Origin of the sequence: Paraliobacillus sp. X-1268 (assembly GCF_003426095.1) — a bacterium.
Lineage (GTDB): Bacteria > Bacillota > Bacilli > Bacillales > Amphibacillaceae > Paraliobacillus_A > Paraliobacillus_A zengyii.
In genome coordinates this window covers 109,334-122,137 of sequence record NZ_QJSK01000006.1, presented here as the reverse complement: position 1 = coordinate 122,137, position 12,804 = coordinate 109,334, and the positions used below count along the sequence as shown (strand labels likewise).

Below are 12,804 nucleotides of genomic sequence, written 5' to 3'. Positions count from 1 at the left end.
ACATTATATAGAGACACAATCGAAACAGCAATCAAAGAGGGATTATGCTATGATAAAACTAGCAACATAAATACGAAACAGTTAAACTCTAAATTGTTTGGAACACCCTTTAAAAGAGGACAATAGACGAATACATATAAATGAAACAATTAGGTGGAATAATAAATGAAAAAGACAGAAGGAAAAGCATTAGATGAAATCATTACAGAAATGGTGGAAGTTGTTGAACACAGTAAAGACGGCATTTATACAATAGGGGAAGAATCTCGGACGGAACACCAACTGTTAATGGAGCAATTAGAAGAAATTAAACTAGAATTAATTCGTGTAATTGACGAGGTAGATAGTCTTGAAAAGAAAACACAGCTTTCCAGAAATAGACTAGCAGAAGTTAGCCATCACTTTAGTAAGTATGGGGAAGAAGAGATACGAGAAGTATATGAGCAGACCCATCAATTACAAAGTGATTTGAAATTGAAACAAACGAGTGAAAAGAATTTACGTCAAAAAAGAGATGAAATTGAACGTAGACTAAAAACACTTGAGCAAACAATTGAACGAGCAGATGGACTTGTTAGTAAGGTATCGATCGTGTTGAATTATTTAAATGAAGATTTTCAGCAAGTAAATGAATTGGTCCAAGATGCAAATGAAAAACAGGCATTTGGTTTAAAAATCATTCAAGCACAAGAAGATGAAAGAAAAAGGTTATCTCGTGAAATGCATGATGGACCAGCGCAGATGCTTGCTAATATCCTTCTTCGATCAGAAATAGTGGACAAGACGTTTAAAGAACGAGGACGGGAGGAAGCTCTAAGTGAAATGAAAGGTGTTCGTTCATTAGTGAGATCTTCTTTGTATGAAGTTCGTCGAATCATTTATGACCTTCGTCCAATGGCACTAGATGATCTTGGACTTTTACCAACGATTAAAAAGTATTTAAATAATATAGAAGAGTATAATCAAACTAAAATTGTTTTTACAGCATTAGGTAAAACCGAACGACTGGCAAGTAAATATGAAGTTGCGTTATTTCGATTAATCCAGGAAGCGGTACAAAATGCAATTAAACATGCACAAGCAGAAGAAATTAATGTAAAATTAGAAATAACATCGAAGGTAGTTTCCGCGACGATTAGTGATAATGGAAATGGATTCGATCAAGGTTTAAAGGAAGAGCATTCATTTGGATTAATTGGTATGCATGAACGAGTGGAACTTTTAGATGGGACATTGAAAATTCAATCTGAATTAGGTAAGGGTACAAGGATACTAATCAACGTTCCATTAAATGAATAAAAAGTCATACTACAAATCGACAAAAATCGTGTATAATAGTTTATGTGGCTTTAATTTTAGCATATTAGTAGGTTATTTTTTGGAAATTTAAATAATCACCGATCATAATAGCTCAAACATAATTATGAAAATAGAAGTAGTTGAAACGGGAGGAAGAGGGAATGACGACAAAAATCGTATTGATAGACGATCATATTTTGTTTCGAGAAGGCGTTAGAAGAATTCTTGAATTTGAAGAGAGTTTTGAAGTAGTTGCTGAGGGGAATGACGGTGATGAAGTTGTTAGTTTGATGGATAAATATGAGCCGGATGTCATTTTGATGGATATTAACATGCCACATATTAATGGTGTACAAGCTACTAAGCATTTAATGGAAAAATACCCTCAAGCAAAAGTCATAATTTTATCAATTCATGACGATGAAAATTACGTAACACATGCATTGAAATCAGGTGCACAAGGATATCTATTGAAAGAAATGGATTCGGAGACATTAATCAATGCCATTAAAATTGTAACAGAAGGTGGATCTTATTTACATCCAAAGATTACACATAACTTAGTCAAAGAATTCCGTCGTTTAAGTTTGTCACAAGTAGGTAGTATGGATCCTACTGAATATCGTAAACCACTGCATTTATTAACACGTCGTGAATGCGAAGTATTACAACTTTTAACAGATGGAAAGAGTAATCGTGGCGTTGCAGAAATGTTATTTATTAGTGAAAAAACAGTTAAAAATCATGTTAGTAATATATTGCAAAAATTAAATGTTAATGATCGAACGCAAGCTGTTGTTTTGGCAATTCGCAACGGTTGGGTAGAAGTAATGTAAGTGATTTCCGGTAGGTATGACACCTGCCGGTTGGTCCTTCCTCTCCTTAAAACACAAGCAAACTATCTTCGTTTTAAAACAATTCATTTTCTAAAACACGAGACTATTATTTACTAAGAAAATTAGGTAGAATTAGGTAGAAAGTATATACTTAGTTAGCACGAAGGAATGTCGCATTTATTTCTATTATAAAAAGACTGCATTAGAAGGGTAAGATAATAATTATGAAAGTAGCAGTAATGACGGATAGTACGGCATACATACCTTCTGAATTACGGGAGCAGTTAGGTATTGAAATGGTTCCATTAAATGTAGTCTTAGAAGATAAGTCCTATCAGGAAGAAATAGACTTACAGGCAAAAGAATTTTATCCACTTAGTAGACAAGCAAAAGAATTACCGAAAACCTCCCAACCTTCCATCGGATATATGACAGAGAAATTAGAGAAACTAGCAACAGAATATGATGCAGTTATTTCCGTTCACCTCTCAAGCGGAATCAGTGGTACGTATCAAGCAATGATCGCAGCAGGAGACATGGTTGATGGAATTGATGTACATGTATTCGATTCAGAAATTAGCTGTATGCCACAAGGATTCTATGTGTTAGAAGCTGTAGAAATGGCTAAACACGGTGCAGCACCAAAAACAATTATCGCTCGTTTAGAGGAAATGAAACAATCAATGCGTGCTTACTTTTTGGTTGATGATTTGACAAACTTACAACGAGGTGGACGATTAAATAGTGCTCAAGCATTAGTCGGCAGCATGCTTCAAGTTAAACCTTTACTACATTTTGTTGATAAGCAGATCGTCCCATTTGAAAAAATCCGCACCCATAAAAAAGCACTAAAGCGGATTATCGGATTGTTTGCAGAAGATGCAGATACAGGTAAACCGATACGCGCAGTTGTCATCCATGCAAATCGAGAAGAAGACGCACTTGTTTTAAAAGAAGGTCTCGAACAACGCTATCCAAATGCAGAAATTAGCTTAAGCTATTTTGGCGCCGTGATCGGCACACACCTCGGTGAAGGTGCACTTGGACTAGGCTGGTATATGAAATAAGAAAAGATTCCGCTGAGGTGGAGTCTTTTTTTGTATGGCGGATTTGACGGGAATGGCGGAGGGAGCATAAGTGCTGGAAAAATGGCTATATGGGACGTTCGCTGAATTATATGCTACGTTCAGCAGAATAAATGAGCCGTAGCAAGAATATATGCTCCTTTCACGAAAATATATGAGCCATTGAGAAAAATCCACCTGTAATTGCTAGCTTTTTCTGCCTTCGCACGCTATGATAAAAATAAAAAAGGAGTGATCACTTGGCAAACGATTTTAGCTTCCTACCATCCCCAACTCTCACCGTAGAAAAATCTACAGACATCCCACCATTCGTCGGGAAATTGTTACTTCGAGAAGAAATGGATTTATCAGATGAAGCGTTAGCAAGCCTACTTAAACAAAATCATCTTCGGAAAATCAGTGCAATAACCCCTTCATTTAATGGAAAACACTATCAATGTAGACGATGTGGCAATAAGCAAAACTATCATTTTGCGACCATACCTTGTGCACGCTGCCAAAAAGCGCATGTTTATTGTCGGAATTGTATTGAGATGGGTCGTGTGATGATGTGTACACCGCTCTACTATTGGACAGGTCCCCAACCTATCTTTACCCAACAAAATAAACCTTGCAAATGGATGGGCGAACTTACACCAGCACAACAAAATGCAGCAAACAAAATCGAACAAGCAATGGAAAAAGGAAAGGAAAAACTCCTTGTTTGGGCAGTTTGCGGCGCAGGAAAAACAGAGATGTTGTTTCAAGGAATTGCGACTGTGATTAGACAAGGAAAGCGGGTCTGCCTTGCGACACCGCGTGCAGATGTTGTTCGTGAACTAATCCCGCGCTTCAAACAAGCTTTTCCAGAAACAACATTAGCTGGGCTATATGGTGGTGCTGAAGTAAAAGTAGAAAATGCACAATTAATCCTTGCAACGACCCACCAACTTTTACGTTTCGCACATGCATTTGATGTGGTGATCATTGATGAAGTCGATGCCTTTCCATTTCATGCTGAAGCCTCCTTACCGTATGCGGCAAGTCGTGCAACAAAGCCAGATGCAACAACCATTTACCTCACTGCCACACCACGACAAGATTTAAAAAAACGCTCCAATAAAAAAAAACTTACGACCGTTTTCGTACCAATAAGATTCCATGGATATCCTCTTCCAGAACCCCAACTACGGTTAACCACACTAAAAAATTCACTAACAGCAAAGCAATTACCACGTGCTTTTTGGAACTGGTTTGCTCGTCGTATACGTGCCACTCGGCAAGTACTGCTTTTTGTTCCGACAATTCAACTTGCTACTGACTTATTGCCATCACTCACAACCCAACTACCTGATAAAAAGCTAACCGCTGTTCATGCCTCAGATCCTGACCGAGAAGAGAAGGTAAACCTTTTTCGCCAGCAAGAGCTTGATATTATACTTACAACTACAATTCTTGAACGCGGCGTTACCTTTCCTTCTGTAGATGTAGCAGTAATTGATGCTGGTCATGAAGTGTTTGACGAAGCTGCACTTGTTCAAATTGCAGGCAGAGCAGGAAGAAGCCCGATTGATCCAACTGGTGAGGTTATCTTTTTTCATGATGGTAAAACAAATGCAATGCTCCGTGCTGGACAAGAGATTAACCAAATGAACAAGAAAGGCAGGCGTTGTTGATGCGGTGTGTCTGGTGTCAAAAATTAATTATCCCAGAAGTAAACTGGCAGACCTTCTTTGTTCCCACCAAAGTGCAAACCCTCTGTCAGACTTGTTTTACAGGCCTTAAGCGAATCACACAAATAACCTGTAAGATCTGTGGGAGAAATAATAGTAACGATCAAATTTGTCCTGATTGTGAAAAGTGGCAACAAGATCCATTGTATACAGACCTTTTAACTTTCAATCGCTCTGTTTATCAGTATAATGAACAATTACAAGCGATGATTACAAAGTGGAAATACCGAGGAGATTATGTAATTCACGAAGCTTTTCGGCAGGACTTAGTTACCAATTTTGAAACGATTTTTGTGAAAGAAGTTCCAGATGCTGTACTTGTTCCGATACCATTAAGTGAAGAACGTTTGCACGAACGGGCGTTTAATCAAGCAGAAATACTAGCTAAATCACTTCCTTATCCAACAAAAAATGTATTAAAACGACTTCATGGGGAAAAACAAGCAAAAAGGACACGCCAAGCACGGCTAGCTAGCACCAATCCATTTCTGTTAGAAACTTCGATTACTAAACCCGTAATCTTAATTGATGACATATACACAACAGGAACCACACTAAGACATGCCGCCAAATTACTTAAGCAACATGACTGCCCAAAAGTATACGCCTTTACACTTGCCAGGTGACACTAAGGGATGGTAGATTTTTATAAAATTCGTTGCTAATTAGTGAAGAGTTGATGGGGAATTAGGTAGTGAGCTTATTGCCCGCTACGTCAGCAAAGGGTCTCGCTTTCCGTGGGCACAACCTTAGCTATCTATAGAAGCAAAGAACGCTTCTATAGAGGATCTTCGGTTTGTGGGATTGCGATTACTCATCCCATCGAAAACATTTGCTGTTCCCACAGGAGTCTCAACCCTTTGCTGTCTTCGCTGGATTGCGGTTAAAAGTAATATGATATCTGCTAGTGATAAAGTTTAATTCTGATTATTACAACATAAATTTACATTCTGCTCATCGATTGTAGCGTAGGGCAGTCGACTCCTGCGGGAAAAGCAAGATCTGAAGATCCACTTCGTAAAACGATTTTTGTTTTACGAAGTTAGCTGAAGACTTGCCCGCGGAAAGCGACTGCCCGAAGCAAAAATCAACATGGCAGTTAAATCGTAGTTTATTAATTTTCTTAACATAAACATTTTAGAAAATAGCTTTAAATTAAGGCGATATGCCTATTCACATTTCACTCAGACCTCCGATATATATGATATAATGATGAAATATAGTAAAGGTGGGATTACCCATGGGTGAGTTAGATAACTGTTCTAACTGTGGGAATTTGTATGTGAAAGTTAACCGGAGTGTTTGTCCGGATTGTATAAAAGAAGAAGAAAAGAATTTTCAAATTGTGTATGCATTTATGAAAAAACGTATCAATCGTCAAGCAACCATTCCTGAGATTACCGAAGGAACGGGTGTAGAAGAAGAGTTAATAATAAAATTTGTGAAGGAACAACGTTTAAGAGCATCACAATTTCCTAACTTAACGTATCCGTGTGATAAGTGTGGAAATCCTATTCAAGAGGGTAAACTTTGTTCAAACTGCTCAAAAGAATTAACATCTGCGCTGACATATCAAGATAATATTGATAGCGTGCAAGCAAGAAACAAAGCAGAAGAAAATAAAAAAGCAGCTACTTATTTTGCTGTTGACAAAAATAAAAGAAATAACTAAACTTTATAAGCTAAATACCGATATAGTAACTATACGTAAACGGAATCAAATTTAGAAAGAGGGTGATGGTCTTGAAAATACAAGGTCCCAACCATTCCAATTTCAACCCATATAAAAAACAAATCAACAAGCAAGCAGAAGTGCAAACTGACAAACAAGTGAAATCAGATCAACTGCAAATCTCTGACCAAGCAAAAAAAATGCAAGGAAATGATAGCGTGCAACCACAACGTGAAGCACGTGTTAATGAGATCAAACAAGCAGTTGAAAATGGAACTTACAATATTGCGCCGAAACAAACAGCTGAGAAACTTTTGAATTTTTGGAAATAGGGTTGTCTGGCAGATAATAAATAGGTAACGATTAAAGTACTATTTGAAAGCAGAGGGAGGACAGTTTTATGTCCATGCAAGAAATTAATGCGTCTTTACAACAATTATTGGAGCTTCATCAAAGCTTGTATTCTATCTCTAAAAGCAAAACAGACGTCTTGAAAGATGGCGATACGGATGAATTACAACAATTGTTAAAAAAAGAGAAAAAGCATGTGCAAGCAGTGAATCAAATTGAAAAAAGACGCCTTGAGCAAGTTTCTGCATGGGCAACGTCTAACCAGCTTGATTTAGAAGAACCAAACGTTACCTCACTATTAGAAGTAGTAGAAGATACGACAGAAAAGCAACAGTTAGAAGATATAACAACACAACTAGCTGAAGTATTAGTTAACTTAAAACAACAAGAACAATTGAACCAACAATTAACACATCAATCATTGCAATTTGTTCAATTATCAATGAATATGATCGCACCGACGATTCAAAGTTTTAATTATGGTAACCAAAATAAATTAAATTCGGATAAAGAAACGAAGCGATCCGTATTTGACTCTAAGGCATAAAAAGGAGGTAATTCGATGGTATCAACATTTAGCGGATTAGAAGTCGCAAAACGCGCACTTAGCACCCAACAAGCTGCACTCTATACAACTTCGCACAACATCGCCAACGCTAATACAGAAGGTTATACGCGCCAGCGTGTAAACTTTGAGCAAGTATCTACACTATCTGTTTCACGTTATACAGAAGGTGTGAAATCAGACATTGGGAGTGGTGTCCAAGCTGGTTCAATTGAACGAATTCGTGATCGGTTTTTAGATGTGCAATACCGCAATGAGAGTAGCAAGTTAGGCTATTATGAGCAACGTGCGGAAGCAATGGCGCAAATGGAAACAATTATGAACGAACCATCTGAAGAAGGTTTAGCTTATACCATGAGTCAGTTCTCCGATGCTTTACAGGACTTATCAACTAATCCAGAAGACTCTGGTTCACGATCTGTTGTAAGTCAGCGAGGACAAGCCGTTGCAGATACCTTTAGTTATCTTTCAACATCACTTGAACAAGTGCGTGGAGATCTGAATAGTCAAATAGATGTAACGGAAACAGAGTTTAACTCTATCCTTACACAGATCAATAATTTAAACGAACAAATTGGCTCAGTTGAACCACACGGTCATGTACCAAATGATTTGTATGATGAACGTGATCGTTTACTTGATAGTCTTTCTGCTATTGCTAATGTCAGTGTAAGCTATGAAAAAAGTAGTGGCCAACCAAGTGAAATTGCAATGGGTAAAGCAACTGTAACGTTAAACGGTGTTGGACAAGATGTCACATTAGTAGATGGCAATATATATCAAGTAAACCATATGGAAGTCACTTCTAATGAAAATAATAACGTCGAAAGTTTTACCTTTTCAAATCCAAATGACACAACTGCAACACCTGTAACAATAGATGCCGCAGATTATGCTTCAACAGGCGAATTGAAAGGTTTAATGGAAATGAACGGTTATGTTGACGCAGATGGAGAAGCTGCTGGTTATTATAATGAAATGTTAAGTGATCTTGATCAGATGGCTGTAGCATTTGTAGCCGAATTTAATCGTGTTCACCAAAACGGTTCTAATTTAACCGATGATGCTACAGGTGATTTCTATACAATCGATCCTGCTGCAACAAGACCAGCGGCTACGATGGCAGTTTCAGAAGATATTATCAATGATCCAAAGAGAATAGCAGCAAGTTTATCTGGTCCAAGTGGTGATGGAGAAAACGCAATTGAACTATCGAATGTATTTTCAAAATTACAAGCCGATTATGAAGTTCCAGCTGAAGGTTTAGGTAACAAAACCTCAATAAAAAGTTTTTATGAATCAATGATCGGTCAAATGGGTGTTGTCACACAGGAAGCAAATCGTATGGTTAGTAATGCAGGAGTACTGCAACAACAAGTAGAAGAAAATCGTTCTTCTGTTAGTGCTGTATCTCTAGATGAAGAAATGACAAATATGATTAAGTTTCAACATGCATACAACGCAGCTGCAAGAAGTATGACAGCAGTAGATGAAATGCTAGATCGAATCATAAATAACATGGGATTAGTAGGAAGGTAGGTTAAGATTATGCGTGTAACACAAAGTATGTTGACGAATAATATGCTTAAAAACCTCAGTAGTAGTTACAGTAATTTAGATAAATATATGGACCAGTTATCAACAGGTAAAAAAATTAATCGTCCTTCCGATGATCCAGTTATTGCAATGAAGGGGATGAATTATCGTACCCAAGTATCTGATGTGGAACAGTTTCAACGCAATATTAGTGAAGTAAATAACTGGATGGATAATTCAGATTCGCAATTAGATGAAACAACACAAGCATTACAGCGTCTTCGAGAATTAGCTGTTCAAGGTTCTAATGGTACGTATGAAGATGGACAACGTGAAAATATTGCAGCAGAAGTTGACCAATTAAAAGAACATCTAATTGACATTGCTAACACAGAGGTTAATGGTAAATATATATTTAATGGAACGAGTACAACAGGTGAAGCACCTGTAACTGTTGATGAAGATGGTAATGTTACAGGTGTTTCAACAAATGATGACGCAGTCCGAATTGAAGTAACGGATGGAACAAAACTGCAAGTTAATGTTACAGCAGGAAATGTATTCAGCGAGGAATTTTTTAAGGATATCGAAGCTTTTTCAACTGCTTTAAAATCTGATACTGATGAAGACCTTGATTCCCATATTGCAACAATGGACACACATATTAATAATACAGTAAATGAACGTGCTGATCTTGGTGCGCGTATGAATCGAGTAGAACTGATCGTAAATCGGTTAGAGAATCAATCAATTTCGGCTAATAAAATGATGTCTGATAATGAAGATGCAGATTTAGAAGAAGTTATTATTCAACTTACTACACAGGAAAGTGTTCATCGTGCTGCATTAAGTGCTGGTTCACGTGTGATTCAACCATCATTATTAGATTTTCTAAGTTAAGTAAAAGACTTGTCGCCGCTTTTGTGACAAGTCTTTTTTCAAATACCTTAAAAGGAGGATCCACCAATGGATTTCCCCCAAATACGTTTACAAACAAGAGCCGCTCAAATCAGTATTCAACATACAGAAGGACAACAACAAATTCGGCAACCCAAAGCACAACAAACCATCCAACAACCAAAGGGAGATTTAAAAATCAATACGACGCCTTCCAGACTAAGTATTGACCAATCCGAAGCTTGGGCAGATTTAGGCTTTAAATCCGTGAAAAGAATGACAAGAGAACAAGCACAAGAAGGAAAACAAGCAGTCTTTGCAGCGATCTCAAGGCGAATTCAACAAGGTGAAGAATTAATGAAGATAGAAAATGGTGGAAATCCAATTTCAAAACAAGCTGTTGATAATAGCCAAGACCCACCAAAGCAATTTAATATTGGTTGGATTCCATCAGCTGGATCAGTAAAAACGTCTTATCAACCAGCTAAAGTTAACATTCAATACACGGCACAAAAAGCTAACATTCAAACACAAGCACAAAAGCCAACAACCAATTATCAACCTGGAGCTGTGGATGTTAGTCTAGCACAGAAAAATCAACTGGATATTGATTTTGATAATCTTAAATATAAAGGTATCGGTGGTTTTGAAATTTTAATATAGAAAAGGTGAAAACATGCAAATAGAAACGAAATACTTTAATAAAATAACGATTGACGAAAATAAATTAATTGATTTTCCACAAGGTATTCCAGGTTTTATTGAAGAAAATCAATTTGTCTTATTACCATTAGAAAAAGAAACATTGTTTTATGTCTTACAATCTACAAAAACAAAAGAACTTGCATTTGTAGTAGTTGATCCTTTTCACTTTAGCAAAGATTATGAATTAAACATAGACGATAATACGATTGAAATGTTGCAGATTAAGTCAGAGGAAGATGTACAAGTGTTTGTAATAATGTCCCTAAAGGAACCATTTACTTCAAGTACTGCAAATCTTCAAGCACCAGTTATCATTAATCAAAAAGAACAAGTTGCCAAACAATATATTACGAATAGTAAGTACTATACGACAAAAGAAACAATCTTCACAAAAAATAGTACCTCCAAAAGGGAGGATTAAGATGTTAGTACTGACAAGAAAGGTAAATGAAACAATTAAAATTGGTGATGACATTGAGTTAAAAGTGTTAGGTATAGACGGAGATCAAATTAAGCTAGGAATTGATGCGCCAAAGAATATTGATATTCACCGAATGGAAGTTTATTTAGATATTCAAGCCGAAAACAGCGAAGCAGCAAGCTTTTCAACCGATTTGTTACATTTATTAAAAAAAAATTCAAAAAAAGATTAAACATCTGAAACATTCCTCCGATATTATATATGTAAAGCTAAACAGTACTAAAGACGGCCGCTTTAGTACTTTAGTGAAAACCACATGGATGTGGGAATACAACAAAACTCAAGGAGGAAATTATAATGAGAATTAATCACAATATCGCAGCATTAAACACACACCGTCAATTAGGTAGTGCAAACAACGCACAACAAGCTTCAATGGAGAAATTATCTTCAGGTCTTCGTATCAATGGTGCTAAGGACGATGCAGCAGGTCTTGCAATTTCAGAGAAAATGCGTGGTCAGATCCGTGGTTTGGATCAAGCTTCTACTAATGCTCAAGATGCCAACTCTTTATTACAAACTGCAGAGGGTGCTTTAAATGAGACACATGACATCCTTCAACGTATGCGTGAATTAGCAACACAATCTGCCAACGATACGAATACAGATACGGATCGTGCTGAACTACAAAAAGAAGTTAATGAACTTGCTTCAGAAATCACTAGAATTGGTGATAATACTGAGTTTAATACAAAGACTTTACTTGATGGTGAATTTAGTGCTACTTTCCATATTGGTGCTAATGAAGGACAAAATCTTTCTATCGAAGTAAATGATATGCGTTCGGACGCATTAGAAGTAGGTACTGTTTATACTGCAGATGCAACTGATGGAGCAACAATACTTGGACAAGATGGTACTACAGTATTGGGTACTTGGCAAGATGAGGTAGCTGAAAGTGCACCAGGAGCTGGTGATGGAACTGTTGCAGGTTATTTTGATGGTGCTGATCTAGTTTTAGAAGCAGAGACACAATTTGCAGCAAATACAAAAGGTGCAATTGGTATTGATATTTCTTCACAAGGTACAGCTGATACTGCAATCACAACAATCAACAATGCGATTGAAACAGTTTCTGCTGAGCGTTCTAAACTTGGTGCTACTCAAAACCGTTTAGATCACACAATTAACAACTTGGGTACATCTTCTGAAAACCTAACTGCTGCGGAATCTCGTATCCGTGACGTAGATATGGCGAAAGAAATGATGAACCAAACTAAGAATTCAATTCTTGCACAAGCATCTCAAGCTATGCTAGCTCAAGCAAACCAGTTACCGCAAGGCGTGCTTCAATTACTACAATAATATTAAATTATTCGAAAGAGACTCTAGCAAAGCTAGAGTCTTTTCTATTACATTAAAAGGATAGAAATTATTTATATTTATTTAGTGATTCCACAAAATTTCACCCTCAATCGCAAAACAAATTTCTTCGAGTTGATATATTCAAGACAAAAAATAGATTATAGCGTATGGTTATTTTAGTGTAATTCTTAATTCATGAATAGTTAAAATGTTAGAACAATCCGTTAGTCCATTTAGGAAATACTATTGATTTTAAAGCATAAGTAATTGCACTACTGCTAGCAATCGTTGTAGTGTTTTTTATTGTCAAGCAATTTTTTTGAAAAATATCTACACATATACGAACAATACTCCGATAAT

14 protein-coding genes are annotated in these 12,804 nt (G+C 36.7%); all 14 read left to right on the top strand.

Features of this window, described 5'->3' with window-relative positions:
* The first annotated feature begins 165 nt into the window (after window positions 1–165).
* Complete coding sequence (locus tag D2K62_RS10040) at window positions 166–1,299, top strand: sensor histidine kinase (protein ID WP_112181914.1); 1,134 nt, start codon at window positions 166–168, stop codon at window positions 1,297–1,299.
* A 161-nt stretch (window positions 1,300–1,460) separates the two neighbouring features.
* Complete coding sequence (locus D2K62_RS10035; RefSeq protein WP_112181913.1) at window positions 1,461–2,135, top strand: response regulator; 675 nt, start codon at window positions 1,461–1,463, stop codon at window positions 2,133–2,135.
* A gap of 224 nt (window positions 2,136–2,359) precedes the next feature.
* Window positions 2,360–3,202: a DegV family protein gene (locus D2K62_RS10030; RefSeq protein WP_112181912.1), complete on the top strand. Its 843-nt coding sequence runs from the start codon at window positions 2,360–2,362 to the stop codon at window positions 3,200–3,202.
* A 257-nt stretch (window positions 3,203–3,459) separates the two neighbouring features.
* Entirely contained in the window at window positions 3,460–4,875 is a 1,416-nt protein-coding gene (locus D2K62_RS10025; protein WP_232828001.1) for an ATP-dependent helicase ComFA, read from the top strand.
* On the top strand, window positions 4,875–5,558 hold the full coding sequence (locus tag D2K62_RS10020; RefSeq protein WP_117161382.1) for a ComFC family protein: 684 nt from the start codon (window positions 4,875–4,877) through the stop codon (window positions 5,556–5,558). The genes D2K62_RS10025 and D2K62_RS10020 overlap by 1 nt, the downstream gene beginning before the upstream one ends.
* A 614-nt stretch (window positions 5,559–6,172) precedes the next feature.
* Window positions 6,173–6,604 carry a TIGR03826 family flagellar region protein gene (locus tag D2K62_RS10015; RefSeq protein WP_112181910.1) on the top strand — a complete coding sequence of 144 codons (432 nt, stop codon included), beginning with the start codon at window positions 6,173–6,175 and terminating at the stop codon, window positions 6,602–6,604.
* Between the two features lie 65 nt (window positions 6,605–6,669).
* Window positions 6,670–6,936 carry a flagellar biosynthesis anti-sigma factor FlgM gene (gene flgM / locus D2K62_RS10010; RefSeq protein ID WP_332871738.1) on the top strand — a complete coding sequence of 89 codons (267 nt, stop codon included), beginning with the start codon at window positions 6,670–6,672 and terminating at the stop codon, window positions 6,934–6,936.
* A 68-nt stretch (window positions 6,937–7,004) separates the two neighbouring features.
* The gene (locus D2K62_RS10005; RefSeq protein WP_117148967.1) at window positions 7,005–7,502 is read left to right on the top strand and encodes a flagellar protein FlgN; all 498 of its coding nucleotides are present in this window, start codon (window positions 7,005–7,007) and stop codon (window positions 7,500–7,502) included.
* Window positions 7,503–7,517: 15 nt separating this feature from the next.
* Entirely contained in the window at window positions 7,518–9,059 is a 1,542-nt protein-coding gene (gene flgK / locus D2K62_RS10000) for a flagellar hook-associated protein FlgK (protein ID WP_112181907.1), read from the top strand.
* A 9-nt stretch (window positions 9,060–9,068) separates the two neighbouring features.
* Entirely contained in the window at window positions 9,069–9,956 is an 888-nt protein-coding gene (gene flgL / locus D2K62_RS09995; protein ID WP_112181906.1) for a flagellar hook-associated protein FlgL, read from the top strand.
* 66 nt (window positions 9,957–10,022) lie between these two features.
* Window positions 10,023–10,616 carry a DUF6470 family protein gene (locus tag D2K62_RS09990; protein ID WP_112181905.1) on the top strand — a complete coding sequence of 198 codons (594 nt, stop codon included), beginning with the start codon at window positions 10,023–10,025 and terminating at the stop codon, window positions 10,614–10,616.
* Between the two features lie 13 nt (window positions 10,617–10,629).
* The gene (fliW, locus tag D2K62_RS09985; protein ID WP_112181904.1) at window positions 10,630–11,079 is read left to right on the top strand and encodes a flagellar assembly protein FliW; all 450 of its coding nucleotides are present in this window, start codon (window positions 10,630–10,632) and stop codon (window positions 11,077–11,079) included.
* A gap of 1 nt (window position 11,080) precedes the next feature.
* Entirely contained in the window at window positions 11,081–11,311 is a 231-nt protein-coding gene (csrA, locus tag D2K62_RS09980) for a carbon storage regulator CsrA (protein ID WP_112181903.1), read from the top strand.
* 125 nt (window positions 11,312–11,436) lie between these two features.
* Complete coding sequence (locus D2K62_RS09975) at window positions 11,437–12,444, top strand: flagellin N-terminal helical domain-containing protein (RefSeq protein WP_112181902.1); 1,008 nt, start codon at window positions 11,437–11,439, stop codon at window positions 12,442–12,444.
* Window positions 12,445–12,804: the final 360 nt, after the last annotated feature.